This window comes from Collinsella sp. AM34-10 (assembly GCF_003469185.1).
Classification (GTDB): Bacteria; Actinomycetota; Coriobacteriia; order Coriobacteriales; family Coriobacteriaceae; genus Collinsella.
In genome coordinates, this window is sequence record NZ_QSIL01000001.1 from 363,937 (window position 1) to 390,641 (window position 26,705).

The 26,705-nt window shown below is 48.9% G+C and carries 21 protein-coding genes and 1 tRNA gene; 13 read left to right on the forward strand and 9 right to left on the reverse strand.

The window, feature by feature from the left end:
• The first annotated feature begins 61 nt into the window (after positions 1 to 61).
• From DW823_RS01510 to rfbB, 3 genes are all read left to right on the forward strand, one after another.
• Positions 62 to 1,585, forward strand: a complete 1,524-nt coding sequence (locus DW823_RS01510) for an oligosaccharide flippase family protein (RefSeq protein ID WP_158567241.1) — start codon at positions 62 to 64, stop codon at positions 1,583 to 1,585.
• A gap of 143 nt (positions 1,586 to 1,728) precedes the next feature.
• A complete protein-coding gene (gene wecB / locus DW823_RS01515) occupies positions 1,729 to 2,835 on the forward strand; it encodes a non-hydrolyzing UDP-N-acetylglucosamine 2-epimerase (protein ID WP_118079734.1) in 1,107 nt (368 codons plus the stop codon).
• A gap of 78 nt (positions 2,836 to 2,913) precedes the next feature.
• Positions 2,914 to 3,918, forward strand: a complete 1,005-nt coding sequence (gene rfbB, locus DW823_RS01520) for a dTDP-glucose 4,6-dehydratase (RefSeq protein ID WP_118079736.1) — start codon at positions 2,914 to 2,916, stop codon at positions 3,916 to 3,918.
• 68 nt (positions 3,919 to 3,986) lie between these two features.
• On the opposite strand, the gene DW823_RS01525 is transcribed toward rfbB, so the two are convergent.
• Both DW823_RS01525 and DW823_RS01530 read right to left on the reverse strand, forming a co-directional pair.
• Positions 3,987 to 5,093, reverse strand: a complete 1,107-nt coding sequence (locus DW823_RS01525; protein ID WP_158567242.1) for a glycosyltransferase family 4 protein — start codon at positions 5,091 to 5,093, stop codon at positions 3,987 to 3,989.
• Between the two features lie 92 nt (positions 5,094 to 5,185).
• Positions 5,186 to 6,163 (reverse strand): glycosyltransferase family 2 protein, encoded by a 978-nt coding sequence (locus DW823_RS01530; RefSeq protein WP_118079740.1) that lies wholly within the window; start codon positions 6,161 to 6,163, stop codon positions 5,186 to 5,188.
• A 185-nt stretch (positions 6,164 to 6,348) separates the two neighbouring features.
• Between DW823_RS01530 and DW823_RS01535 the strand changes: the two genes are divergently transcribed.
• Entirely contained in the window at positions 6,349 to 7,041 is a 693-nt protein-coding gene (locus DW823_RS01535) for a glycosyltransferase family 2 protein (protein ID WP_233542950.1), read from the forward strand.
• 5 nt (positions 7,042 to 7,046) lie between these two features.
• A complete protein-coding gene (locus DW823_RS01540; protein ID WP_118079742.1) occupies positions 7,047 to 7,424 on the forward strand; it encodes a DUF2304 domain-containing protein in 378 nt (125 codons plus the stop codon).
• 80 nt (positions 7,425 to 7,504) lie between these two features.
• Here the strand turns inward: DW823_RS01540 and DW823_RS09650 are convergent, their stop codons facing one another.
• Together DW823_RS09650 and DW823_RS09655 are read right to left on the reverse strand one after the other, a co-directional pair.
• Entirely contained in the window at positions 7,505 to 9,481 is a 1,977-nt protein-coding gene (locus DW823_RS09650) for a DUF6541 family protein (protein ID WP_147350638.1), read from the reverse strand.
• Between the two features lie 94 nt (positions 9,482 to 9,575).
• Positions 9,576 to 11,606: a DUF6541 family protein gene (locus tag DW823_RS09655; protein ID WP_147350639.1), complete on the reverse strand. Its 2,031-nt coding sequence runs from the start codon at positions 11,604 to 11,606 to the stop codon at positions 9,576 to 9,578.
• Between the two features lie 103 nt (positions 11,607 to 11,709).
• Between DW823_RS09655 and DW823_RS01560 the strand changes: the two genes are divergently transcribed.
• The 5 genes from DW823_RS01560 (at position 11,710) to DW823_RS01580 (ending at position 19,477) form a co-directional block, all read left to right on the forward strand.
• Entirely contained in the window at positions 11,710 to 14,451 is a 2,742-nt protein-coding gene (locus DW823_RS01560) for a glycosyltransferase (protein WP_118079750.1), read from the forward strand.
• 46 nt (positions 14,452 to 14,497) lie between these two features.
• Positions 14,498 to 15,589 (forward strand): phosphorylcholine transferase LicD, encoded by a 1,092-nt coding sequence (locus tag DW823_RS01565; RefSeq protein WP_118079752.1) that lies wholly within the window; start codon positions 14,498 to 14,500, stop codon positions 15,587 to 15,589.
• A gap of 117 nt (positions 15,590 to 15,706) precedes the next feature.
• A complete protein-coding gene (locus DW823_RS01570) occupies positions 15,707 to 16,429 on the forward strand; it encodes a 2-C-methyl-D-erythritol 4-phosphate cytidylyltransferase (protein ID WP_118079754.1) in 723 nt (240 codons plus the stop codon).
• Positions 16,422 to 17,489, forward strand: a complete 1,068-nt coding sequence (locus tag DW823_RS01575) for an NAD(P)-dependent oxidoreductase (RefSeq protein WP_118079756.1) — start codon at positions 16,422 to 16,424, stop codon at positions 17,487 to 17,489. The genes DW823_RS01570 and DW823_RS01575 overlap by 8 nt, the downstream gene beginning before the upstream one ends.
• A gap of 146 nt (positions 17,490 to 17,635) precedes the next feature.
• Positions 17,636 to 19,477, forward strand: a complete 1,842-nt coding sequence (locus DW823_RS01580) for a glycosyltransferase (RefSeq protein ID WP_118079758.1) — start codon at positions 17,636 to 17,638, stop codon at positions 19,475 to 19,477.
• A 31-nt stretch (positions 19,478 to 19,508) separates the two neighbouring features.
• Here the strand turns inward: DW823_RS01580 and DW823_RS01585 are convergent, their stop codons facing one another.
• Complete coding sequence (locus DW823_RS01585) at positions 19,509 to 20,438, reverse strand: glycosyltransferase family 2 protein (RefSeq protein ID WP_118079760.1); 930 nt, start codon at positions 20,436 to 20,438, stop codon at positions 19,509 to 19,511.
• Positions 20,439 to 20,599: 161 nt separating this feature from the next.
• Here DW823_RS01585 and DW823_RS01590 point away from each other — a divergent pair, with 161 nt between their 5' ends.
• The 3 genes from DW823_RS01590 (at position 20,600) to DW823_RS01600 (ending at position 22,355) form a co-directional block, all read left to right on the forward strand.
• The gene (locus DW823_RS01590; protein WP_233542951.1) at positions 20,600 to 21,445 is read left to right on the forward strand and encodes an ABC transporter permease; all 846 of its coding nucleotides are present in this window, start codon (positions 20,600 to 20,602) and stop codon (positions 21,443 to 21,445) included.
• A 12-nt stretch (positions 21,446 to 21,457) separates the two neighbouring features.
• Positions 21,458 to 22,225 (forward strand): ABC transporter ATP-binding protein, encoded by a 768-nt coding sequence (locus DW823_RS01595; RefSeq protein WP_117776189.1) that lies wholly within the window; start codon positions 21,458 to 21,460, stop codon positions 22,223 to 22,225.
• A gap of 53 nt (positions 22,226 to 22,278) precedes the next feature.
• Positions 22,279 to 22,355, forward strand: a tRNA-Arg gene (locus DW823_RS01600).
• A 154-nt stretch (positions 22,356 to 22,509) separates the two neighbouring features.
• Here DW823_RS01600 and glf read toward each other — a convergent pair.
• The 4 genes from glf to pheA form a co-directional block, all read right to left on the reverse strand.
• On the reverse strand, positions 22,510 to 23,634 hold the full coding sequence (gene glf, locus DW823_RS01605) for a UDP-galactopyranose mutase (protein WP_118079764.1): 1,125 nt from the start codon (positions 23,632 to 23,634) through the stop codon (positions 22,510 to 22,512).
• A gap of 78 nt (positions 23,635 to 23,712) precedes the next feature.
• The gene (aroQ, locus tag DW823_RS01610) at positions 23,713 to 24,150 is read right to left on the reverse strand and encodes a type II 3-dehydroquinate dehydratase (RefSeq protein ID WP_118079766.1); all 438 of its coding nucleotides are present in this window, start codon (positions 24,148 to 24,150) and stop codon (positions 23,713 to 23,715) included.
• 85 nt (positions 24,151 to 24,235) lie between these two features.
• Positions 24,236 to 25,486, reverse strand: coding sequence for a shikimate kinase (locus DW823_RS01615; protein WP_118079768.1), 1,251 nt, complete (start codon positions 25,484 to 25,486; stop codon positions 24,236 to 24,238).
• Positions 25,487 to 26,632: a prephenate dehydratase gene (pheA, locus tag DW823_RS01620; RefSeq protein ID WP_118079770.1), complete on the reverse strand. Its 1,146-nt coding sequence runs from the start codon at positions 26,630 to 26,632 to the stop codon at positions 25,487 to 25,489.
• Positions 26,633 to 26,705: the final 73 nt, after the last annotated feature.

Here is a 26,705-nt window from a genome sequence, read left to right on the forward strand (position 1 = left end):
TCAATGCCTCTATGTTAATTCAGATTTACGTATCTCAAATATGAGTTTGAAAGGTTCCCGTGTGAAGATCGAATCCAGTAGAAAAGCAGGCGTAATTATATCTTATGCCTATTCAATTGTTCAGATTCTTGTTCAGTTGCTATATGTTCCCATCTTATTAAGGGGCATCGGCCAAGCCGAATACGGTCTCTACCAATTCGTTGGCTCCATTATGGCTTATCTTACGGTAATCAATACCGTTCTTGCTTCGAGCGTGACTAAGTTTTATAGCAAGGCATATCTTCAGGACGATTCTGAATTGATGGAAAACACTCTTGCAATTGCGAAAAGACTGTTTTGGATTATCTCGTTCGTTGCGGTTGTCGTAATACTATTTGTGGGGATAATTGTCATCTATTCATACTCGAATTCGTTTAGCACGGCTCAGCTCTACGAAATGTCATTAATGTTTGTTGTTTTGGCCGCAGATATGGTTGTGGTTATGAATAACATCATTAGTATTGCGGTTATCACCGCTCATGAGAATTTTGTTTTTCTGCGTCTGTCTCAATTGGTTACTGCAATTCTTCAGCCCCTGCTCGTGGTCGTGTTCATGCGGCTCTGGCCTTCTGCGCTGCTAGTTACTTGCATGACTTTTCTTACAAATCTTCTCTGTGCTTTAATCCAGCGCATATTCGTATCTAATGTTTTGAAGACAAAGTTCACTTTTCACGGGATGGATTGGAAGCTCGCTAAGGAGATGCTGCTGTTTTCTTCGGCGGTAATATTGGTTGCCTTTTCCGATCAAGTTTTCTGGAAATCAGGCCAACTAATTCTAGGATATTTTTATGGTGCCGACTTAATTGCTGTATTTGCGATAGGTGCACAAATTTACTCTGTTTATATGGTTTTAGGAACATCTATTTCTACTGTATTTCTTCCAAAGGTTACTGATATTGTGCTTCATTCGGTTGATGCAGCTACTGATCTTTCTCGGCTTTTCATCAAAGTTGGAAGAATTTCCTTTTATGTTGCATTTCTTGTTCTCAGCGGTTTTGCGATTTTTGGTCAGGATTTTATTACCCTCTGGGCGGGGCACGACTTCGCTGATGCTTATTGGGTTGCCATGATAGTTATGGTGCCATTTACGGTTGATATCATTCAAAATCTGGGTCTTACAATTATGCAGGTCAAGGATGTATACCAATTTCGAGGCTACATGAATGCTGCAATTGCTGTAATTAACGTATTTATTTCTATATTTCTATGCAGGTTGTTCGGGGTAATAGGTTCAGCCATATCAACAGCTGTTTCAATTGCCATAGGAAATGGCCTTATTATGAACTGGTATTATGCAATAAAGTTAGATATGGACATTTTTCAGTTTTGGAAGAATATTCTATCGATTTTAGTCCCTCTCCTAATTATCTCTTTTGGGTTTAATGCTATTTGGACTTATTTTGATTGGCATGGTTGGTCAGCACTGGTTACTGGAGGATTGATCTATTCACTTCTTTATGCGGTGGTTTCTATTCATTTTTGCTTTGATGCTTATGAGAGAGAGTTCGCTAGAAGATTTATGGGACCAATTATTCGTAATATTTAGTTTTTCTAAGCGCTAAGGATTATTTCGTGAATTCATTTACCGCGAATCCGATCAAGACGGTCAAACCGATTCGTTGGATTGGGGCACTGTTACAGTTTGATTTGGGTGTCATTGCTATTGATCGAGTTAGACAGGGGAAATAAATGATACGTAAGAAAAGGGTTCTGTTAGTTTTTGGAACGCGCCCTGAGGCAATCAAGATGTGCCCACTTGTCAATGAGCTTAAGCGTCGTTCCGACAAATTTGATACTACCGTCGTTGTTACGGGGCAGCATCGTGAGATGCTTGATCAGGTCCTGCGCGTTTTCAATGTCAAGCCTGATTATGACCTTGCTATTATGAGACCGGGACAGACTCTGTTTGATGTGACAAGTAATGTCTTATTGAGACTCAAGGCTATTCTTGAGAATGAAAAACCTGATGTCGTGCTTGTTCATGGAGATACTTCTACTAGTTTTGCTGCCGCGCTTGCTTGTTTCTACTTGCAGATTCCTATCGGACATGTAGAAGCTGGTCTTCGTACGCATGATATCTATAGTCCTTGGCCTGAGGAATTTAATCGACAGGCAGTTGACATCATAAGTGAATATTACTTTGCGCCCACGGAGAAGAGTAAGCAGAATCTGATTGATGAAGGGAAGTCGACGCAAAAGATTTGGGTCACAGGTAATACCGGTATTGATGCCCTGAGAACGACTGTCTGTGGTACATATTCCCATCCCGAACTAGATTGGGCGAATGGATCTCGTCTAATACTAATTACCGCACACCGTCGTGAGAATCTGGGCGAACCCATGCATAGGATGTTTCGCGCAATACGTCGTGTGATGGAAGAGCATCCAGATACTAAGGCTATCTATCCGATTCATATGAATCCTCTTGTACGTAAGGCTGCACACGAAGAACTCGATGGTTTTGAAAGACTCCATATTATTGATCCGCTTGAAGTGCTTGATTTTCATAACTTCATGGCGGCAAGTTATCTTATCCTTACCGATTCTGGCGGTATTCAGGAAGAAGCGCCTGGTCTTGGCAAGCCGGTTCTTGTCATGCGAGACACTACTGAGCGTCCTGAGGGTATAGAGGCCGGAACTTTAAAACTTGTTGGAACAAAGGAAGATGTTATTTATCGCGAGTTTAGTCGCCTGCTTTCTGATGAAACAGAATATGCGGCAATGAGCAATGCGTCTAACCCCTACGGTGATGGTCATGCGAGTGAATATATTGCGAATGTGCTGGAAAATCGTTGATTAATTATTAAATGATTTCGAGTTATCGTTTGATGTTGGCTGGTTCAAAGTGATGTGTGTTTGAATAATGCAAATTCCATGATTAAGAACATCATCGTCACGGGCGGCTGCGGCTTCATCGGCAGCAACTTCGTGCACTACGTCGTGAACAACCACCCGAGCGTCCACGTCACCGTCCTGGACAAGCTGACCTACGCCGGCAACCCCGAGAACATCGCCGGGCTGCCCTCCGACTGCGTGGAGCTCGTCGTGGGCGACATCTGCGACGTCGGGCTGCTGGACAGGCTGGTCCCCGGCCACGACGCGATCGTGCACTACGCCGCGGAGTCCCACAACGATAACTCCATCGCCGACCCAGAGCCCTTCCTGCGCACAAACGTGGAGGGCACCTTCCGCCTGCTGGAGGTCGTACGGAAATACGGTATCCGCTACCACCACGTCTCCACCGACGAGGTCTACGGCGACCTGGCGCTCGACGACCCCGCCAAGTTCACCGAGGAGACGCCCTACAGGCCCTCGAGCCCCTACAGCTCCACCAAGGCGTCCTCCGACATGCTGGTCCGCGCCTGGACCCGCACCTACGGCCTGCGCACCACGATCTCCAACTGCTCCAACAACTACGGCCCCTACCAGCACGTGGAGAAGTTCATCCCCAGGCAGATCACCAACATCATCGACGGCGTCCGCCCCAAGCTCTACGGCCGCGGCGAGAACGTCCGCGACTGGATCCACACCGAGGACCACTCCTCGGCCGTCTGGGACATCCTCACCAAGGGCCGCACGGGGGAGACCTACCTCATCGGCGCTAATGGCGAGAAGGACAACATCACGGTCCTGCGCATGATCCTGGAGGCCATGGGGAAGGACTCCGAGGACTTCGACTGGGTCGCCGACCGCCCCGGCCACGACCGCCGCTACGCCATCGACAGCACGAAGTTGCAGCGCGAGCTCGGCTGGAGGCCGGCGCACACCGACTTCGTCGAGGGCCTGAGGGCCACCATCGACTGGTACGTCGAGAACGAGTCCTGGTGGCGCCCAGCCAAGGAGGCCACCGAGGCCCGCTACAGGGCACAGGGGCAGTAGTGGGCCCTAAAGTATCATGGTTTTGATGGGTTGAGGGCAACGGGGGATTAAATTGCCGCCTGATGCCCTCAATTATTGTTGGTAGACAGCGTATCTAGGACATTCGTGCATAGACTCAAGGCAGTCTGACTCCATGTGAATCGCGAACAGACTAGATTATGAACATTATGAGAGTGCTCAATAAGTAAATCCGGGTTTTCGAAATATACAAGGACAGCCTTTTGAATAGAGTCAATTGCACAGTCTTGCAAAACTGTACCGAAATTGCTTTCGGGAATGATATCGGATGCGCCTGCGCAATTACTAACTACGATTGCGCATTTTTGAGCTGCAGCCTCAAGAAGAACGGTTGGCATGCCCTCTGGATATTCACTAGGCATAAGAAAACAGCTAGCATAGCGTAGTAAGGATGACATGTCAGATTCATTTAATCTTCCGACAAAATGGATTCTTTCATTTTGCGCGTTGGACACCGCTGTATTTAATGGGCCACTGCCCGCAATAATCAAATGAATGTTTTTGCCGTGAATGCCGTCGATTGCTTCTATTGCCTTCATAACGCCTTTTTCTTCAATCAGGCGACCGGCATATGCAACAACAAATGCGTCGGGAGATATATTAAGCTCAGAATTCCAGTCTCTATTTGATGCAGATGAGCAGTATGCATCAGCATCAATCGAGTTGGGTATTACGGAATGGGGTGAAAACCCCAAGCTTTTTATCCACTGTAAACTTCGATTCGAAACTGCGCAGGCAACCGGCTTGCTTCTAGAAATGATTTTTGTTGACAGTCCTTCATATAATCGCATGAGATAACCCATTGGACTTATCTCTGTAGACAAGTATCCAGAGCTATGATCAATTAAAACTGGCCGTATGTGCTTCTTTGCAGCAATCCTGCATGCAAGAAGACAGATTGGATAATAGCGAGTGTTGATAATGATGTCGCTAATGGACAGTTTCATTATCTGATTAAAAATCCGGTATGTGCTTGGTATAGGTTTGATAACAGGAAATCTGTCATTCATTAGAGACAACGAGGGTACCTCGATTAAAGAGATGCCGTTGTCACTAGTGATTCCGTAGCTTCGTTCTGAATTGGAAGAAGTGAGTATAACAACTTCGTTGCCAAGCTCAGTCAATTTTTTGGCGAGATTTTCAGTGTACCGTTCCACTCCTCCCATGTGAGGGGAGTAGTATGCGCTGACAATTAATATTCGTCGCATAGTTATCCTTTGTGTTAAGTGGCTGGTGTTATTAGGGGGAATTACAGCTTAGAAATAATGTAGTATGCAGGCCAGTCAAGGTGTAACTTCTGCAATCCCAGCATCACCCCTACACCTAGGCGAATTTTTAATGTCTGGCCTTTTGGTTTTAGAATTCCTATGTGAGGATTTTTTAGATAGTTCGGGAAATTCTTTCTTGCATGTGAAAACACAAAAGAATACTTTGATCTCATTAGCTTTGGTCCGCAACCCCTATTAAAAACAACCAAGGCATTGATCATGTTTGCTAAATAGGTGTATTCAATAACATCGAATCTGCTTTTCGGAAGTTTTGAGAGATCGTGGCTCTGAAGGAAAAGATCAAACATTTCCGCCATGATTTGCTCATGATTTTTCTTGTAGTTCATTGAACCAGTGATGGATTGGCGATTGAAGTAGTAATAATAGCCCTCGTATGGAATGATTTTCACTTTTGCGTTGCAGTAAAAGGCACAGAGGCTAAAGTAAATATCCTCACCGCAAGGGACACCAGTAAAGCCCAGTTTGTTTTCTTCGATAAAGGACTTTTTAAAAAGTTTTGCGCATGCAATCGCATAAGTTGTCGTACTCCATACGCTGTTTGATATGCGATGCCTTTTCAGTTTGCCATCAATATCCCTTATGAAACCTCCTGCGATGATGTCGTAGTCGCCATCATCGGCTGCTTGAAGATAAGTTTCGATATAATTGGGAGCGACATAGTCGTCGCTATCTACAAAGAAGACATATTCACTGCAAACATACTCGAGGGCTCTTTCCCTTGTTCGTCCAAGTCCTAAATTGCACTCATTATTTATAACTCGAATTCTTGAGGGGTATTTCTCTTGGTATTCCGCGAGAATGAGATCGCTATTATCGGGACTGCAATCATTTACGCAGAGAACTTCATAATCAGAGATAGTCTGGTGAACGAGACTATCGAGACAGCGACTAAGGTACTTTTCAACGTTATAGACTGGGACGATAATTGTCGCTTTCATTTGAATTCCTTATCTCAACGGTAAAGGACGATTGTTGCATGAATGGGCTATGCCCGTTTGTTTCTTATCGTATATGCCAATGCGATAGGAGTGAATATATAATAAGCGTATGATTCAGCTACTTATAAGATATATTGAATGGCTGTTCAGGTTCTACTGATTTACCACGAGAGAATGGTGCTCGATTGTCGTCTAAATCGAATGTGCTCGTTGCAATTCCTGCATATAACGAAGAGGAGTGCATTGAAGGCACGGTGAAAGAACTCCGCTCGATTGCGCCAGAGTTCGACTTCATTATTATCAATGACGGCTCTCGAGATCGAACGGGCGAGATTTGCGACTCGTTACGCTGCGAGGTCATTACCATGCCAATTAATTGCGGTCTGACTGTTGGGTTTCAGACTGCGGCTCGATATGCTGTTGATCATGGTTACGACTATATGATTCAGTTTGATGCTGACGGGCAACATCGTCCGGAGTATTTGGTTGCTCTTGTTGAGAGGGCGGTGAATACTAATTCCGACATTGTTATCGGTTCTAGGTTTCTGACTGTCCGCAAAGATAAATCGATGCGCATGGTCGGTTCACGTATGATTACCGTTTTGATTAAAATGCTTACCGGTCATCGCATTAGTGATCCCACTTCTGGCTTTAGGCTGTTTAGTCGCGCCGTGCTCGAAAGATACTATTACGACAACACTCTTAACCCCGAGCCGGAATCGATTGCTTTGTTTTTAAAACAAGGATACTCGGTCTCCGAAGTTCAGGTTTCAATGCGTGAACGCCAAGGTGGAGAGAGTTACTTAAATCCGGTCAAGTCCATGCAGTATATGCTTAGAGTGTTTGCTACGCTGCTGATAGTTCAATGGTTTAGGTGATTGCTGTGTCATTTACGCTTCGCGTACTTTTGGTTTTTTCTGCATTTGTTGTCTTTTATTTCGTTGTCAGGAAATTGAAGAAAGCGCAAATGCAGGTTCTGGATTCACTGTTTTGGCTTTTGTTTAGTACTAGCTTTGTTCTACTCGGTGTATTTCCTGATATTGCGGTGCGTATCGCCAGCCTTTTGGGGTTTATGTCTGCCTCGAATTTCGTTTTTCTATACGTGATAGCCGTTTTAGTCGTACGTGATTTCACCATTTCTGTAAGACTCGCTAAGCAGGAGGAGCGATTGAATTCTCTTGTGCAGGCATCTGCTTTACATTGGAATAGCATTGATTCCAAATCTTCCAATAGTGATTTTGATTTTAATGTTAAGGATTAGGGTGCGTCATTGCCTGGGATAATTTTGTTAATTATCCCAGGCAATGACTATGCAATTATGCGATTACTTATGTTTAAACATTAGTAATCTATTAGATATAGTCGCATTTCGCCGTCAGAGATCAGGCAAGTGAATCCAGGGGTTTCCTCAGTGATGTTAAGAATGCCCTTCCATTCACTCGGATCAAAGTAACCAACATTTACAGTCTCATCAAGTATAAGCACATAACGAGCGTCAGTTTTCTGTATTGCATCTAAGACGTCATTGTTTTTTGAAGCCTCATAAAGTGATGCTTTAAATAGCTCATATTCCTTATAAGGCGTAGAGTAAAATTGACGAGAGATTACATTTATATTGTCAGATGCATAAAGCCATATGCTCCCGTCTGAGGGGATATTGATTACAGTCTCATTTCCAACGATTTGTTTTACTTTGTCAACAAATCGCCTTTCTTCGGGCGAGATAGAAACTCCCGATGTTAACGAGTAGTTGACTTGTATCTGCTCACAGAGATACTTGTAATTATTTTTGCTGTATGAAATGGGTTTTGAGTATGCGAAAACCATGAGGACGGCCATGAATGAGACGAGCACAGGTATCAATAATTCAACAGACCCAATTCTGTCACGATTAATTAAAGGCCGAATTATTAAATTAATACTTTTGCATAGCCCGATTGCGGCAAGCGGCGTGGCAGCTATCGCGAGCGCTCCATCTAGTCTGACAATTCCTGAGTACCAGAAGCCGCAGATAAGCTGACGAAGCGGGTGGTTCAGTGTCATGCATACGAACGCTAGAATGGCAACTAATATATATGATAGAGACATCCATCGATATCTAGTGCTTGCGAAGGCAATGACAAATCCAATGCCCACTAATAGTCCAAGTATGGGTTGCGCATTGACGGGCTGTCCGAATTTTAATAGAAGAATGTTCTGAATGGCTTCTACTGGTGTTGCGATTGGCTCTCTATATACGCTGACGATAGGCTGGATAAATGGTAGGGAATATACTAATAGCCAGAGGCCGATAATTAGTCCAAGTACTAGAGCCGAGGCTAAAAGGCGTAAGTCGATTCTTTCGGAATGGTGCCCCGCTGTTTTCCACGAAAACTGGATGATTAATGGGATGCAAATTACGCCGGCAGAGAAAACCGCATTAGTCTGTGACCCTACAAGAGCAATGAATGATATAAACAATATAATTATCGCGCTTGGTGCGGAAGACAGTGTATTTGCTTTTGACTTTTCGATTGACCCTTTGTTTGAAAGGTAAATGCTTGTAATTAATTGATAGAACGTAAAGAGAAACCCTGGTAATAGCGCGTTTGATAGTAAATTAGAATCAAATTGTCCCACAATTAAAAAAGCCCAAGGAAAATAGGAAAATAGACTACATGTAACTCCGCCTGCAAAAATGAGACCCTGCTCGTTTTTAAAAACGGAAGAAAGAAAAAGCCATGTTGAAAGGGGGTACACAAATGCGCAGATAATGAAATTAATCGCATTGTGTGCAACGATGATATTCGTTTTTGATAGTCCTCCTGCAACGGCAGTAATGATGTGCCAAGCAGCGGGATAGAATATGCCTTCTCCTGCGTTCATTAAGTCTGGGTATTCAGAGGCATGTAGAATCGAATACCTGCCCGAATCGAGCATGGCATTTGCGCACGACAAATGGAAAGTTGTATCGGTCTGCACCGAATAAGATGCCGGCCCGTCTATATTTCGAAGGAATATTAAGACCGTCAGGGCTGTACCCACAAGTACATAAGTTGATAGAGTTAAATACTGGCGGGCATTCAGTGCCGATCTTTTTCTTCTAAATAGCATGAATAGCGTGAGACTAAGCAATAAAACTAGCAAATAAATATGGAGCGCAGACATGCTAATTGGATATGCAATTAAACCCACAACTATGAATAGTGCAACAGATGCTGCCGGCGAGAAAGCGATTGCTTGTAAAGGGTTACTAAATAAGGTTCTTCCGATGAAGTAGCCCGGAACAATTATTGTTAAAATGCCGCAAAGAAAAGCAGCTATAAAAGATGCCCACATGAGTACGGTCTGCCCTTTCGGCTGTATAGTGCTTGTAGCCTTTTGAATCGATCGGTATCAATCTTTTCGTTGTAACGTCTTATGGCGTGCTTTGCTAATTAATGATTTTATATAGTGCCATATCCCCTGTTTGCAAGATCAATTCGAAACCTGGCGTTGCTTCGCTAATCGAGAGAATTCCCGTCCAACGTGACTGCTCAAAAGCCGGATACCATGCTTTCATGGTCCCCTCATCTTCTTCAAGACTGAGCACATACTGAACGTCCTTGTCGCGGACGTTTTTCTTTGTTGAACTTGAACTCACGTAGTTGCTAAGGTTAGACCGAAGATTAATGGCCCAGCTGCTTGTGGTTAATTCGGTATAGTTTTCATCGTTACAGAATAGTAGATTAAGGTTAGCGATGCCTTTTGCAAAGCAGCTTCCATCGTATGGGGTGTTAGCGATTACGGCATTCGGACCAGTGATCGTAGCGACCTTATTCAAGAATTTAATTTTGGACTCAGTTAGAATTGCTCCCTCATCAACCCTTGTAAATCCCCTCATGTTTGCGGTCATGGTCGAATAAGGAGTGGTAATTTCCGTGACACCTCGGATGGCAAAAGAAGGCAGGGCAAATACGATAAAGAGCGCGAGGACTGCGGCAATGGCAACGATGCAGGACTTGCTTGGCATATCAAGGCGATCGGCGATTGCTTTGACTGTCCCTAAAAGTAAGGTGAATCCAGAATACGCTACGGGGATGCAGCAGAAGGCCAGCATTGCTGCAACTCTGTAAGGGTCGGTGTACCAAAACCCAGTCAGCACATGTTTGATAACGTTATCGCCAAAAGCTGCTGCAACAACATACAAAACTACTGCCAATGAGCATGAAATAACGGGCCAATATAGTTTTTTGCGAAGTAAGTGTAGGGCTCCTGCCGCGCATAACAATGCTATAAAAATACTTGCTGGCTGAATGGGGTAAGCAGTTAATAGGCAGTCGACCATCGCTTGCCAAATCGTGCTTATCGGGCTCCAGTAGTAAGATACTACGCCCTGAAAAGGTGGAAGTTTATATAAAGCAATCCATATCAATGAGATAGAAAGGGTTGCAATGGAGCCGACAATTAATCTTGCCTTTTTTATTCCGATCCTATTTGCAAACTTCGTTTCACAGCCATGCTTTGAGCAGATCCATACAGTATATGGAATAAGTAATACGGCACACACGAAAATGCCGTTGGGCTGCGTGACGCTTATACCGCCACAGCATAGAATAAAACTGACGATTTTGGTTGGCCTATAAGCGCTTGAATCAGTTGTTGCATCGATAAATAAGGCGGCTGCAGCCGGGACAAGACACATTGTAGCAAGATTGGGAAATAGAGGCCATACTGCGAGCAATACCCAGGGTGATGCCGGTAAAACCAGAGATACGATGGCCCCGGTGGCGACGCGCAGCTTGGATTCATTTGGAAATACTTGGCTGATTAAGTAATAAGATCCCAGAGGCAGTGAAATGCCGATAAGAGCGAAATTAACTACATTTGTCCCAATTCCTATGCTAGTCGATGCCAGTGCGCAGGTTATAGCAGACGGAATATGCCATCCAAGGGGATAAAATCCTCCTGTCTGGGATAAATAGGGGTTGAGCGATTGGGAAACGCCTATTCCATACATTGACACGTTTAGCGTCGACCAATCCGTTGAGTTGAGAAGGCTGCGTATGTAGGCATAGTGACGAATGTTGTCTTCGGATTGCGTTAGATGGGACCAGTCTGCCAAGGAGTGTGAAAAGAACCAATAGGCAAAGACGAAGCCGGTTCCTATGCAAATTAGTAGGGGTAAGAAATCCTGTCCATTAGGCTTGGCTATTGAAGGATTTGACTTCCTAGTTTTTGAAACAATCAGGAAGAATAGAGAGATGCCAATTGAAAGCAAAACTGTGAAAGTAAATATGCTAATCGCTGAGATGGCAATATGTAATTTCGAACACAAGATGCCGACTAACACATATGCAAAAATACTCGTTGGGGGCGCCGCTGCGGCAGTCGCTGCTGGGTTGTCAAAGCGGTTGTTCCAAATAATGCAGCCAGGAAGGTAGAGGACTGCAAGCGCTATGAGGAACGCTGTTAGAGGAAACAAAGGGATTCTCCTTTACGGGCTTCTCGGGCAATGAGTTTTATCTAATTATACGAAGTGGATGATAGTATTAGACCCGTAGTATTCGTTACGTTAACGGTGGGCTATGTTGAAAAATCCTAAAGTTTCGATTTTGGTGCCGATATGCAATGTTGAGCGCTACTTGCGCGAGTGCCTTAATAGTCTGGTAAATCAGACGCTTCGCGAAATTGAAATCATCTGCATCAATGACGGATCAACCGATTCATCCTTGTCGATTATTCGCGAATACGAGCGACGGGATGAGCGTATCGTTGTAATTGATAAGCCCAATAGTGGGTACGGCGATTCGATGAACAAAGGCATTGAACTTGCTCGGGGCGAGTATATCGGAATTGTTGAGTCCGACGACTTTGCTTCCCTCAATATGTTCGAAACGCTTTATAAAGAAGCGGCTAAAAATGATCTCGATGTCGTCCGTTCAAATTACTATGCCCATCGTACGGGGGAGGATTCGTCGTGCGATTATCTGGTCGAAAATCTTGCTGCCTGCGGTTCGTACGACAAGGTCTTTCATCCGATCGATAATCCGCGCGTCTTTATGTGCCAGCCTGCAATTTGGACAAGCATTTATAAAAAATCGATGATCGATAAGGAAGAAGTGCGTTTCCTGCCCACGCCAGGGGCTTCGTTCCAGGATACGGCTTTCTATTTTAAGGCATTTTATGCAGCAAACAGAGTCAAGCTGCTTAAAGATGGATACCTCCATTATCGAATCGATAACGCCAGCTCTTCTGTAAAGAATCAGAATAAACTCTTTTGCGTGTGTGATGAATACGCTGAGGTTTGGGATTACGCCAAACGAGACCACGATAAATTTCAGATTATTAAGTACTGGATTCCCCGTCAACAATACGAGGGCTATCTCTGGAATCTAAATCGTCTTGCTCCTGAGCTGCAACAACGTTTTTATCCAAGATATGTCGAGGAATTTAGTAAGATTAAAGCAGCGGGGCTAATTGATTCCGATCGATTCGACTCGCGTACCTTGGCTCGCTTAAATAGAATGACCAATAATTCTGAGGCTTATTTCTTGGAACAATATGGGTCCACTGAGCCTAGGCGATCAATCTTAGTTTGCTGCAACGCGCTTTCGGTTACGGACGCAAAAACGTCCGTGCGTGCTTTGCTCGATAAGTTATCAGATGATGACGAGGTATTTGTTGTCTCACCTGATTCTGATTCCCTTGTATTTGAGCTTAAAAATGAATTTGAAGGAATGGGCAGACTTCGCAGCGACGCTGACGTTCTTCAGCATCGCCTTCTGGGTCATTGTGATGCGGGCGCATGCCGTACTGAGAACATTTCTATTGTTGCCCTTGCTGCGAGAGACGCCAATTTTGACGATCTTGCTGCTACTGCTGATGGCGAAGATGTTTATTCGACTGATGGTAAGAACTATGCCCTTCGAGACGTTGAGCTGCGGGTCGAGGGTTCTTCTACGCTTGTAACGGCTGCATTGTGTGCAATTGCGAAGCTTGATCTAAATCAAATTAAGCAGTTCCCGGCTAATTGGGCGACTTTGCTTTGTTCTCCTTGTGCGCCTGAAATCGGGGCTGGGGCTTTCGACATTGCCATAGATGATGCAAAAGAAATGGCATGCTGCTTGTTTGGCATGTCTGAGCCCTATGAAAAGGTACGGTTGCTTTACGGTCAGCTTCTCTCCGTGTGGTCTTCGGTCCGCAAGGGGTATTCGGCTCTCGATTGGGACCTGGCCTGCCGTTTGCGCGAACAATACTACTCTATGGCAAGCGTTGATGCGCTGTTTGCTCCTCATGCCTATTCGGATAATTCGCCGTTCTTGTCCGTAGTCGTTCCCGTATACAATGTTAGTAACTATCTTGAAGAGTGTCTGGATTCCGTGCTTCAACAGTCTTTTAAAGATTTCGAAGTGTTGCTTGTTAACGATGGCTCAACCGATGGCTCTTTGGACCTGCTGGAAGAGGTCGCATCTCGTGATTCGCGTGTTTGCGTCTTGAGTCAGTTTAATTGCGGCGCTGGATCTGCCCGTAATAGAGCCATTGAGCTTGCTAGGGGTAAGCGTCTAATTTTCATTGACCCGGATGACAAATTTGCCACCGAGCATGTGTTTTCCGATTTGATCGATGCCATGGATAGGTCGGGGGCTTTAATTTGTGGCGGCTCTCTTTCATTGCTAAAGCCGTCCGGAAAGATTAAGTCTGAGTTTTCATTTGATGAGTCTTTCTATCATGTTTCTTGCGAGCGCGAAGTGCCTCTCGAGCAGATTTGGACTGACTACGGTTGGATTCGTTTTATGTACGACTCGTCCTTGTTTGTCGACGGTAAGGTTCGTTTCCCTCAACTGAATTGGTATGAAGACCCCGTCTTTTTCTTGCGCGCAGTGGAGAAGGCGGGCTGCTGCAAGGTCGTTCCGGTTGACGTGTATCACTATAGGGTCGGCTACAAAGAGACCGAATGGACTGTTGGTAGGGTCAGAGACATGCTTTGGGGCATGGGTCACAATCTTGCTATTGCTGATGGGCTGAAAATGCGTGAGCTATACGTGACGATTGTCAATCGCTTTAACCGCGACTACTCAGATGCCATTTTAAAACAGATTAAGGATCCGGGAGTATATGAACAGCTCGTTGCTATTCAAGCCTCCATCAACCATGGGTTGATAAAGGAGTGCTCTGCATACGATGAGCCCTATTATTATCTGCTGCCTTTATACGGCGATCGAAAGAAGCGAGTGGTCGCTGTTGAGAGGCTTGCCCATAGAATTGCTGAGTCCAAGGCGTATGTCTCTGCTCAACGTCTTATTTATAAGTTGACTGGACGCGGTTAATTAACTCTACTTCCGATTGCTAATTGTTAATGAGGTTGTTTTAGACATGAAGAATTTTGTAAAGAAACTACTGCCTGTTTCTTTATCGCGCTTCGCATTGCTTTCGAAGGACGTTGAAGACATTAAGGCAAACATGCTATCGGCTTCTGAGGCACGCGGAATTCACGATGAGCTGCATTGGGATGTAAGTGTCCAGCTTCTGAATGAGGTTAAAGCTCTGAGGGACGATTTTAAATCCCACGACGAGAAGGCCATGCTCTTTGCATGGGAAGAATATCGCAAGGAGGGGGAGGCGCTGATTGATGCCAAAAAGCGCTTCTTTAAATCGCTTCCTGCTGCCACGGGCAGCTTGAGGCTGCTTCAGCTTGGATCGGCTAAGTTGCTGGCTGACTTTGACTCCCTGTGTAGGGATAATGACATCCCATATTTCGCTACCTGTGGAACTTTGCTTGGGGCGGCGCGCCATAGTGGTTTTATTCCTTGGGATGACGACATCGATCTTGGAATGCTGCGTGAGGATATCGAGCGTTTGATAGGCCTGGTCCAATCTAACGACCGATTCCGCGTCTCAGTTGCTTTTGATGGATTTGTCCAGTGCCGTCAGGTGAGATTCCAATACGCGGACGAATCTATCCCTTTATTCTTGGACATTTTTATTTTTGACTGGGCGTCAACCGACAATGTTGAGATCTACGACCAACAACTTCAAATTCGTGAGGCAATGGTCGAACGCATGCGCAATGACTCTTGTCTTTCGTCTTGGATCGATAAGTCGTGCGTTCCTGCCACTGACCCCAATATGGGCATCGTTGATTCTTTATTTTCGAATGCGATAAATGAGGAAAAGACAGCTGGTTTTGTGTGTGATAGGAACGACGCAAAGGCAGTTATCTGGTCAATCGACAACACCGTTGGTGTTGACAATTTCCATTGGGTTTCGCCGCTAGACGAGATATTCCCTCTTATCGACCTTGAGTTTGAGGGAATGCAAATCAAGGCGCCCTGCAAGTATATAGAATTGCTAACGAAGCATTATGGCGACCCTTTTAACCTTCCAAATGATATTGCTTCCCATTTTAAACATACTGATGTTGCTGATGGCGCTACCGCCGGCGCGCTTCGCCAGCTGCTTGGCTAGCGTATGCACAAGTTGATTTTTGATTGCAATTTCGAGTGGTCCGTTCGTCTCTGTATGCCATTGAACGGCCTTTAAGTGTTTTGTGACAGCGGTTCGCTTAAGAGAAAGTAGAGCATCATGGCGATTTGTGCAATCGTTATCGCGGGTGGAGTTGGCTCGCGTATGGGGCAGAAGATTCCTAAGCAGTTTATTAATGTGGGGGAGAAGCCCGTCATTGTTTATACTCTCGAGGCCTTTCAGAACCATCCGCTTGTGGATTCGATTGAGGTAGTTTGCCTAGATGGCTGGGAACAGGTTCTTGTCGCGTATGCGAAACAATATAAGATCGATAAGTTAAAGTGGATCGTTAAAGGCGGAACTTCGGGCCAAGAGTCTATTCGTAACGGCGTGTACAATCTCGAGGGAAAACTCTCTGAGGATGATATTTGCATCGTGCACGACGGTGTGCGGCCGATGCTCGATCCCGAGGTTATTACTGACGTCATTCGTGTGGCGCAGAGTCACGGGAATGCCGTGACAAGTATGCCTTATAACGAGCAGATTTTTATCATTGATGAGGAGGACCCAACCACCACCACGCAGTATATTCCGCGTGAAACGCTCCGTCGTGTTTCAACCCCACAGGCATACCGTTTCGATCTCCTTGACTCCAAGTATCATGAGGCGTTCGAGAAAGGCGTGGGAATTGACGGGTCTAACTACACGAACACGATGATGGTCCAGCTGGGCGTTAGGCTTAACTTTGCCGCTGGTTCTGACAGGAATATTAAGCTCACTACGCCCGAGAACCTTGAATTCTTCCGCGCATGGGCTGCGGAGAAAGAAGCTCGTGATGAATAGATTGGCCTGCACTGAATACGTTGCCGATCTTGATGCCGTATGCAATCTCGATCTTCCTTGGAATGACCTTAAGGAGAAGACGGTTGTTGTCTCCGGTGCGACCGGAATGATAGGAGCGTTTTTCATTGACGTTCTGATGCGAAAGAACGAGACGGCTGAATTAGGTTGTAATATATTTGCCTTGGGCCGCAGTATTGAAAAAGCCCGCCTGAGACTTCCGTACTTTGAATCGCGCCACTTTTCGTTTGAGGAGGCTTCTGTTTCGTCCGCTGGCTATCGTCCGACCTGCTCAGCTGACTTTGTTTTGCACCTAGCGAGCTCCACACATCCCCGTCAGTACTCGTCTGATCCAATAGGCACTATTCGTGCGAACGTCGACGGGCTCCAGAACCTGCTTGAGTTCTCTGCCGACAGCGGCGCTAGATTACTGTTTGCTTCGTCTGTTGAGATTTACGGCCAGAATCGCGGTGACGTTGAACGCTTCGATGAGCAATATTGTGGAAATATTGACTGTAATACTTTGCGTGCGTGCTATAACGAATCCAAGCGTTTGGGCGAAGCCATGTGTCAGGCATATCGTTCCCAGAGGGACGTTAAGGCCGTAATTGCGCGCATCGCTCGCGTCTACGGTCCGACTCTGTTGAATGACGATTCAAAAGCTTTATCCCAGTTTATGCGTCGATCTCTTGCCGGCAAAGACGTTGTGCTCAAAAGCGAAGGGACGCAAAGGTTTTCCTATTTGCACGTTGCGGATGTTGTGTCTGGCCTACTGTACGTGATGTTGCTCGGTTTAGATGGCGAGGCATACAATCTTGCCGATCCGGAGTCTGATATTGCTTTGAAGGAGCTTGCCGAGCATGTTGCTAAAAATGGAGGCGTAAATGTTGCCTTCGATTTGCCCGATGCTCGGGAAGCAGCGGGTTATTCTGTAGCTACTTTGGCCCTTATGGATGGCTCAAAAGCTCGAGGTCTAGGGTGGAGGGCTCGTTATGATATCGACAATGGTTTGCGGTCGACAATGGAGCAGATGCGCAAGCTGGATTGGGCGGCGATGATTTAGTTGCCTTGGCGACGACTCGTGGGGAGTCTGTGTGCCGAATCATAATGCTGCTAGGCGCGCTAGGCTGATTTAGACCTGATCGCGTCCTCTAAAGTTCAGGGTTCGCATGCCGTTCATTGGAGTCATTTTAGATACAGGAATTACGTATGATTTTTAAACTTGCAAATATAATCATCCGGGTCGATAAACATGCGACCATGCATCCCGAACTCTACTATCGTGTGCTCTCCGGTGATGCTTCGTATGATGACGATATTCATTCACTTCATATCAATGGAAGCGTTGACTTTCTGACGTATGTAAATGGCTTATCTGCTGGCAAATGGAATCAATATGCGTCTGTTGACGGCGTTGTCTTGCATATGGCTTTATTTGGCAGAGGCCGGGTTGTCGTTCATGGAGTAAGGTCTGGCGAGCTGAATCCTGTCGAGCTTAAATCGAATTCTTTTGATGGCGATAAAGTTGATCCTTGCGTTCTTGATATTGATATCGATACAACCGGCTACGACTTGATTGGTTTTAGGATTGAGAGTGATGAGGGCTATTCTGTAGACCTCTTGAACGCCTCTTATCTGACGGATGTTCCTGAAGACTCCATTAACCCGATCAATCTTGCTCTTTCTACTACCACATTTAAGAATGAACAGTACATTCTCCCTAATATCGAGCTCGTTAAAGCGGGCATTTCTAAAGAGGAAGGCCCGATCCGTGACCATTTCCACATGTTTGTTGTCGACAATGGCCAGACGCTCGATTCTGCATCACTTTCCGATGAGCTAGTCACTGTTCTCCCGAATCCCAATACGGGCGGTTCGGGAGGGTTCGCACGTGGAATGATGGCGGCAACTGAAACTCCTGACCAATTTACTCATATCATCTTGATGGATGACGATGTCTCTATCATGCCCGAGAGTTTGATTCGTACGTTCAATCTTCTCTCTCTTGCGAAGGGCAAGTATAAGAATGCCTTTATTAATGGGGCCATGCTCTCAATGGAGAATCCTGCTCGCCAGTATGAGGATGTTTCATATGTGGACGCTTCCGGTGTTTATCGCCGTGTGAAGGAAGATTTGAACGTTGATGAGTTGTCCGACATCCTCGAAAACGAACGCACGAGCGTTGAGATTGATCAGGCTTATGGAGCCTGGTGGTATAGCTGCATTCCGGTGAAGGCTATCGAAAAGAACGGCCTTCCCATGCCCTTCTTCATTCGCTGTGACGACGTTGAGTTTGGCATGCGCAACAAGCCTGTTTACATGACCATGAATTGCATTTGCGTGTGGCACGCAAGCTTTGAGGGCCGCTTTCGCGCTTCGGTGGATTGCTACCAGTACTTCCGCAACTTCTTTGCCATGATCGCTCTTGATGATTGCGCTGATGAGAAGATGTTTGTCCTTCGTATTCAGCGAGGGGTGCGTCAGAACTTGCGCGATATGGATTACCAGGCTGCCGAGTTTATTCTTGATGGCTTTGAGGACTATCTGCGTGGCCCTGAGTATCTTCAGAAGCTTGATGGCGCCGCGACGATGATTGGCAAAGGCAAGTTAAATGAAAAGCTGGTTCCTGTTTCCGAAATGGATCCAGAGCTTCTTCGTAGGGCCGGGGTTACGGATCAAGTGCTCGTTAATGTTAATTTCAAATCTCACCCGTCCAAGTTTATGAGGTTCTGGAGATTTGTTCCTTATGACAAGCATTATCTTCCCGATATGATGCTGTGTGGCAAGCCTGGCTATATAGTTAAGAACGGCAGCTGTACGCTTGAAGGCAGTGCGACTCGCTGCAAGACCCTTGTCTTTCTTGATCCGACTCGTGAGAAGGGAACGGTACGCACGATGGATCGAGCACGGTTCAAGAGCATTCGCCATCGAGAGCACGAACTGATGGCACGTTATCGTAAGGAAGGCAAGAGCGTCAGGGGTGCGTGGAAAGATGCCATGCCGTATATGGCTTCGCGAGAGTTCTGGGAACAGTATTTAGGTCTTAAATAAGAAGAGGTCCGGATTAACTCCGGACCTCTTCTTATTTTGAATAGGTTTTATAGGCTTGTAGCTCCCATTGCTTTCGTTCAACCTTCGCAACCGAGTCGAGGATAAGTCCCGTTGCCAGACTTAGTCCGCATAAGAACATGAACGAGACGGCGAGCATAGCGGTGGGGAAGCGAGGGACTAATCCGGTTTGGAAGTACTCTGCGACGATTGGTATACCGAGAGCGAGCCCAACGATGGCAAAGATGATTGCGATAAGACTAAAGAACTTGAGCGGACGATAATCTTTAAAGAGGGTTCCAATCATTGCGATGACCTTGATGCCGTCGCTGACCGTGTTGAGCTTGGATTCCGAGCCGGCAGGGCGATCTCGATACTTTACCGGCACGTCTTGAATGCGCCAGCGGTGATCGACGGCGTGGATGGAGAGCTCGGTTTCAATCTGGAAGCCCTCACTCAAAACGGGGAACGTCTTGACGAAAGGCTTGCTCATGGCTCGGTAGCCGGTCATCACGTCGTCAAAGCTGTAGCCGTATATCCACTTGATCATGGCGCGAACAAGGTTGTTGCCAAAGCCGTGAAATGCTCGTTTGTTCTCTTCGGCATAGGTGCCGTTTGACAGGCGATCGCCAACGGTCATATCCGCTTCGCCGTTAAGGATGGGATTGCAGAGTGACTTGGCGGCTTCGGCAGGGTATGTATCGTCGCCGTCGACCATCAAGTAGCATTCGGCATCGATATCACGGAACATTTGGCGGCACACGTTGCCTTTGCCCTGCCTAGGCTCGTGGCGCACCGTAGCCCCGTGCTGCTTGGCGACTTGCGAAGTGTCATCGGACGAGTTGTTGTCGTAAACATAGACAGTTGCGCCGGGCAGCTCTCGATGAAAATCGTCGACAACTTTGCCAATCGTCAACGCTTCGTTGTAACAGGGGATTATGACGGCGGTATTCGAATAGTCCATGTAGGACCTCCTTTAATGACTCATCTGGTCGAAAGTATACCTATCGCCCGCCCCTTTGATTAGATATGGGTTAGTTCTCCAGATTTGTTGCGGTGAGTTATCGTCTACGTGGGAGGGCTATACTTTCCACTGTTATGTTTTACGAGACAAGGAGATGGTCCGTGGCTGACAACCTAGAGAGTCAGAAAGCGGTGGCTAAACCGGCCTCTCACGCTAAAAATGATTATGAGAAGGACAAATTTATCCTTAGGCAGCTGGTTACCAAGGATTTTAAGATTAAGTATCGTCGCAGCGTTTTGGGCGTAGCTTGGTCCGTGCTCAATCCTTTGTTGATGATGATTGTCATGTCAATTGTGTTTTCGACAATCTTTGCCCAAGGTCGCAATGGCTCCGTTACGCCTGAGATGTATCCACTTTATTTGATTGTCGGTAATGTGACGTTTTCTGTTATGTCCGAATCGACAAACCAGGCGTTGATGTCCATCATTTTGGCTTCCTCGCTGTTGAAGAAGGTCAAGGTGCACCGTTGGGTCTTTCCAGTGCAAAAGGTGCTGTTCTCGCTCGTCAACTTCGCCTTCTCTTTGGTTGCTGTTGCCTTGGTCATGCTCTGGTTCCATGTGGTCCCTACCTGGCATCTAATTCTGCTGCCAGTTTGCTTATTTCTGCTTATGTGCTTCTGCATGGGTTTGGGTCTGATGCTGTCTGCGCTGGCGGTCTTCTTCCGTGATGTCATGCATCTATGGAGTGTTGTCATTACTGCTTGGATGTATTTGACGCCGATTTTCTGGACGACTGACTTCATTGGCAAGATGGATCACTGGATTCAGGTTCTGGTGGTCGTCAATCCCATGTACAACTACCTCCAGTTTATGCGTGACATCTTCCTGTTCAATACCGTGCCTTCTGCCCTTACGGTTGGCCTATGTGTTGTTTGGGCTGTTCTTGCCCTTGCCATTGGCTATGCCGTGTTCCACAAGACCGAGCACAAGTTCATTCTCTACATCTAAGGAGTGCTGTTCATGACTGAATCTGCTATTGATTACAGCAAGCAGCCCCTTGCTGTTGAGGTCAAAGACGTCACCATGATCTTTAACATGGCGTCCGAGTCGCTTACAAACCTCAAGGAGTACTTTATTAAGCTCGCTAAGCATGAGCTGTTCTTTGAGGAATTCCGCGCGCTTAAGCACATTTCGTTTGATGTGCATCGCGGCGAGGTCGTTGGCCTTGTTGGCACCAACGGTTCCGGCAAGTCTACGATGCTCAAGATCATCGCTGGCGTTTTGGAGCCCAGCGAAGGCGAGGTTAAGGTCCATGGCAATATTGCGCCGCTGATTGAGCTCGGTGCCGGCTTTGACCCGGAGCTTACCGCGCGTGAGAATATCTATCTGAACGGTGCGCTGCTTGGATACACGAAGGAGTTTATTGACGCTAGCTTTGACGAAATCATCGAGTTCGCTGAGCTCAAAGACTTTGTCGACATGCCGCTGAAGAACTTCTCTTCGGGTATGGTTGCACGCATTGCCTTTGCTATCGCTACGATTACCGAGCCCGACATCCTGATCGTCGATGAGACGCTTTCTGTTGGCGATGTCTTTTTCCAGCAGAAATGCGAGCGCCGTATTCAGCACTTTATTGAGAGTGGCGACGTCACGGTCTTGTTCGTTTCTCACTCCATGGAGCAGGTTGAGCGTATTTGCCAGCGTGCTGTGTGGATCGAGAAGGGTGATCTGCGCATGGATGGCCCCGTGGATGAGGTCTGCAAGGCGTACCACGACCAGTTCAAGTAGGTTATAATTTATTGGCCGTGTGAACTTGTACCCGCTTGGACGCCCGGCTTTATGCTCCATTAGCTCAGTTGGATAGAGCAGGGGACTTCTAATCCCAAGGTCGACGGTTCGAATCCGCCATGGAGCACCAGAGAGTTTTTGAAGACCCGGTATAATGCCGGGTCTTTGCTTTTTGGGCATGTGGGCGTGCAGTGCTCCCTCAACAATAAGCCCGGTGTAGCATCGCTGCACCGGGCTTATTGCTTCTTGCGAATTTGGTTGTCGGTCTCGAGTCGTTGAGCTCCCTACGCCTCTGTCGGCTCCACGCCCAGCTCGTTGCGGACGAGCTCGAAGGCGGCGGCGATGGCCTTGTCCATGTCGTAGTACTTGTAGCCGCCCAGGCGACCGGCGAAGACCACGTCGCCCTCCTGCGCCGCCAGCTCCTCGTACTGCTTGTAGAGGGCCTCGTTCTTGGCGTCGTTGATGGGGTAGTAGGGCTCGTCGCCGGGCTTCCAATCCGCCGGGTACTCGCGCGTGATGACGGTCTTCTCCTGCGTGCCGAACTCGAAGTGCTTGTGCTCGATGATGCGGGTATAGGGGACCTCGCGCTCGGTGTAGTTGACCACGGCCACGCCCTGGTGGTCCTGCTCGTCGAGTGTCTCGGTCTCAAAGCGCAGACTACGGTACTCGAGTGTGCCCAGCTTAAAGTCGTAGAACGAGTCGATGGGGCCGCAGTAGATCGTCCTGGCGGCGATATCGGGCTCGGCGGCGGCCAGCTCCTTGTACTCCACGCCGCAGCGCACCACGACGCCCTCGAGCATGTTGGCGACCATCTTGGTGTAGCCGCCCATGGGGATGCCCTGGTAGCGGTCGTTGAAGTAGTTGTTGTCGTAGGTGAAGCGGCAGGGGAGGCGCTTTATGATGCTCGCGGGCAGGTCCTTGCAGTCGCGGCCCCACTGCTTCTCGGTGTAGCCCTTCACGAGCGTCTCGAAGATGTCGCGGCCGACGAGCGACAGCGCCTGCTCCTCGAGGTTTGTCGGCTCTCCGATGTTCTCGGCGGCCACCTGCTCGGCGATCTTGGCCTTGGCGTCTGCCGGCGTGACGACGCCCGGCCACATCTTGGCGAAGGTGTTCATGTTGAAGGGCATGTTGTACATGCTGCCGTGGAAGTTGGCGACCGGTGAGTTGACGTAGTTGTTGAACTCGGCGAAGCGGTTGACGTAGTCCCAGACGTCCTTCATGGAGGTGTGGAAGATGTGCGCGCCGTAGCGGTGGACCTGGATGCCCTCGACGTCCTCGGTATAGATGTTGCCGGCGATGTGATCGCGGCGATCGATGACTAGGACCGACTTGCCGGCGCGCTTGGCGGCGTTAGCGAAGACGGCGCCAGAGAGGCCGGCGCCGACGACTAGGTAATCGTACTGGGACATGGATATGCTCCTTTGTATGTCAATTGGACAGCTACTTAAGCTTTGGGACAAACAAACCTGATTATTTAGTCCCAAGGATTAGTGTAGCAGATGCTCTTTCAGCAGCTCCAACGCGTGGGCGTAGCCTTGGAGGCCCTCTCCGGTGATGGTGGCGAAGCAGGCCAGACGGGCGTAGCTCACCTGGCGGAAGTCCTCGCGCGTCTCGACGGCGCTGATGTGGACCTCAACGGCGGGGATGGCGACGGCTTTGAGCGCGTCCAGGATGGCTACGCTGGTGTGCGTGTAGGCCGCCGGGTTGATGACGATGCCGTCGACCTTGCCGTAAGCCTCCTGGATCTTGTCGACGATGCTGCCCTCGTGGTTGGACTGGAAGACCTCGACCTCGTCAAAGCCCTGCGCGGCGCCTGCCTCCTGGCAGATCTGTACCAGGCGGTCGTAGTTGTCGCTGCCGTAGATGCCCGGCTCGCGAATGCCGAGCATGTTGAGGTTGGGGCCGTTGATGACGAGTGCTTTCATGGTTGCTTCCTTTGGAGTTGGTCGGGCGGTGAGGCGGAATGAAAAACCACCACAAAGGTGCCTGTCCCCTTTGTGGTGGTTTTTGTTAGAGAGCGGGTGGGAGGGTGTCGAGGACGGCGCGGGCGGTGTTGGCGGCGCAGTCGCGCGAGTCGATGGTGTGGTCGGCCCAGGCGCGGTAGCGCGGCATGCGCTGCTCGGCGAGCTTTTCGATGCCATCGCGGGCAGTGATGGGGCGTCCCTTATGAGCGAGTTCGTCGAGCTTGCGGTTAAGCATCACGATTCGGCTGTTCTGGTGCAGCAGCGGATAGTTCTCATCGCGCGTGACCACGCCGCCGCCGGTGGAGAGCACCAGGCCACTGCGCTTGGAGATGTCGGCTAGCGCCGCCGTCTCCTGCTCGCGGAAGGCCGCCTCGCCGCGCTCGACGATAAAGTCGGCGCAGGGCATGCCCAGGCGCTCCTCGAGGGCGCGATCGAGGTCGATGTGCTCGCGGTCCGTGAGCTGGGCGATCTGCTCGCCCACGCGGGTCTTGCCCGAACCTGGCATGCCAATCAGGGCGATGTTCTGCTCGCGGTGAGACAGGCGCTCCGTTACGTCCAGGATGCGCTCGCGCGGGGTGGCTTTGCCGGTGTAGCGCTCAACAGCCTGTGCTGCTTGTGCCACAAGCATGAGCAGGCCGCCGATGCAGGGGATGCCGCGGCGCTCGGCCTCGAGCATCAGACCCGTGCGGGCGGGGTTGTAGACAATGTCGATGACGCCCTCGAGCGCATCGAGGCCTTCGAGCGTGCAGGGAGCGTCGGGGCAGTGGGGGAACATGCCGGCAGGCGTGCAGTTGACGAGCAGTGCCGCATCGGATTGTTGCGCGATATTGTCGTAATTGACCTCGCTCGTGCGACCCACGGGTACGACGATGGCGCCCAGATCGCCGAGCACCATACTGGCCGTAGTGCCCGCGCCACCGGTGGCGCCGAGCACAAGGACCTTCTTGTCGGCAACTTCAACGCCCAGCTCCTCGACCAGACACTGAAAACCAAAGTAGTCGGTGTTGTCGCCGCGCAGGCGGCCATCGGGCAGGCGCGTGATGGTGTTGACGTTGCCCATGCGCTCGGCCAGCGGGCTCAGCTCGTCCAGGTATTCCATGACGGCACGCTTGTAGGGGATGGTCACGTTGGTGCCTTCCCATTCATCGCCCGTCATAAAAGCCTCGAGATCCTCGGGCTCGCGCTCAAAACGCACGTACTCGAGCCCAGCGAGCTCTTTGTAGATGGTCGGGGTGTAGCTGTGGCCCAGCACGCGGCCCAGCACGCCGTAGGGGCGGGTCGCGACGGTATCGGTCATCTAGAGCACCTCCGTATAGCTGCCAAAGTAGGTGAAGCTCTCGCACACGTCGTCGATTGAGTCGAGCAAGTCGTCGAGGGCCTTGCTGCCAAAGGGGCAGTCCAGGTCAAAGTAGAACATAAACTCAAAGTCGTGCCCGGGGATGGGGCGGCTCTCGAGCTTGATGAGGTTGATGTTGAGGGCGTAGAAGCGCTCGAGTACGCGATAAAGCGCGCCCGGCTCATTGGCCGTGGTGATCATGAGCGAGGTACGGTTGGCACCGGGATAGACGCGCGGTTCGCGACTGATGACGACGAAGCGCGTGTAGTTGTTGTCCGAGTCCTGGATGTTGGGCTCCAGCACCTCGAGGCCATACAGCTCGGCACAGCTGCGCGAGGCGATGGCGGCGACATCGGTGCGCTCGGAGTTGGCGACCATCTCGGCCGACATAGCGGTGTTGGGGTACTTGGTGGCATGCAGTCCGTGGCCCTCGATAAAGCCGGCGCACTGGGCAATGGCTTGGCCGTGGCTGTAGACCTCGCGCACGTCGGCGAGCTTGGTGCCGGGTTTGACGAGTAAGTTGTGATCGATCTTGAGGCGCAGCGAGCGCACGATATGGAAGTCGAACTGCGCGAGCAGGTCGTAGACGGCGTTGACCGATCCGGCAGTTGAGTTTTCGATGGGCAACACGCCAAACTCGCAGAAGCCGTCGCGTATGGCGCGCATAACGCCCTCGAAGGTCTCAAAGAAGGCGATATCGGGCACGTCGAAGAGCTTGCACGCGGCGATCTGGCTGTAGGCGCCCTCAACGCCCTGGCAGGCAACGGTAGCCGTCTGGGGGAAGGGCGTGTCAAAGGCTGCGGCCGTGGCACGGGCTTTTTGCGACACCGTTATGCCCTTGAGCTCGTTGATGTAGCGCTGCTGCTCGGCCTTGCTCATGCTCATGAGGAGGCGGAACAGGGTGATGGTCTGGGCCTCGTAGCGCTCGGGTGCGCGGCTGGCGAGGTTATTGAGTTTGGAGCGCTCGCGGGCGGGGTCAAAGACGGCCTTGCCCATCTCGATCTTGGATTTGGCGACTTCGGTGGCAATGTCCATGCGCTCGACAAAACTATTGAGCAGCGTGGTGTCGATGCCATCGATGGTCTTGCGGATGTCAGCAAGGTCCATAGGGACCCCTTTCACGTGTCGGTGATTTTTCTGGGACGGGGATTAAAAAATCATTGTGTACCTAATGATTTTT

What these genes read in the sequence shown, in the direction of transcription:
- glf (WP_118079764.1), bottom strand. Translation starts at nt 23,634, where the DNA reads ATGTCCCAGTACGATTACCTAGTCGTCGGCGCCGGCCTCTCTGGCGCC.
- DW823_RS01530 (WP_118079740.1), bottom strand. Translation starts at nt 6,163, where the DNA reads ATGAAAGCGACAATTATCGTCCCAGTCTATAACGTTGAAAAGTACCTT.
- DW823_RS01585 (WP_118079760.1), bottom strand. Translation starts at nt 20,438, where the DNA reads ATGGACTATTCGAATACCGCCGTCATAATCCCCTGTTACAACGAAGCG.
- wecB (WP_118079734.1), top strand. Translation starts at nt 1,729, where the DNA reads ATGATACGTAAGAAAAGGGTTCTGTTAGTTTTTGGAACGCGCCCTGAG.
- DW823_RS09650 (WP_147350638.1), bottom strand. Translation starts at nt 9,481, where the DNA reads ATGTGGGCATCTTTTATAGCTGCTTTTCTTTGCGGCATTTTAACAATA.
- DW823_RS01570 (WP_118079754.1), top strand. Translation starts at nt 15,707, where the DNA reads ATGGCGATTTGTGCAATCGTTATCGCGGGTGGAGTTGGCTCGCGTATG.
- DW823_RS01580 (WP_118079758.1), top strand. Translation starts at nt 17,636, where the DNA reads ATGATTTTTAAACTTGCAAATATAATCATCCGGGTCGATAAACATGCG.
- aroQ (WP_118079766.1), bottom strand. Translation starts at nt 24,150, where the DNA reads ATGAAAGCACTCGTCATCAACGGCCCCAACCTCAACATGCTCGGCATT.
- pheA (WP_118079770.1), bottom strand. Translation starts at nt 26,632, where the DNA reads ATGGACCTTGCTGACATCCGCAAGACCATCGATGGCATCGACACCACG.
- DW823_RS01575 (WP_118079756.1), top strand. Translation starts at nt 16,422, where the DNA reads ATGAATAGATTGGCCTGCACTGAATACGTTGCCGATCTTGATGCCGTA.
- DW823_RS01565 (WP_118079752.1), top strand. Translation starts at nt 14,498, where the DNA reads ATGAAGAATTTTGTAAAGAAACTACTGCCTGTTTCTTTATCGCGCTTC.
- DW823_RS01615 (WP_118079768.1), bottom strand. Translation starts at nt 25,486, where the DNA reads ATGACCGATACCGTCGCGACCCGCCCCTACGGCGTGCTGGGCCGCGTG.
- DW823_RS01560 (WP_118079750.1), top strand. Translation starts at nt 11,710, where the DNA reads ATGTTGAAAAATCCTAAAGTTTCGATTTTGGTGCCGATATGCAATGTT.
- DW823_RS01595 (WP_117776189.1), top strand. Translation starts at nt 21,458, where the DNA reads ATGACTGAATCTGCTATTGATTACAGCAAGCAGCCCCTTGCTGTTGAG.
- rfbB (WP_118079736.1), top strand. Translation starts at nt 2,914, where the DNA reads ATGATTAAGAACATCATCGTCACGGGCGGCTGCGGCTTCATCGGCAGC.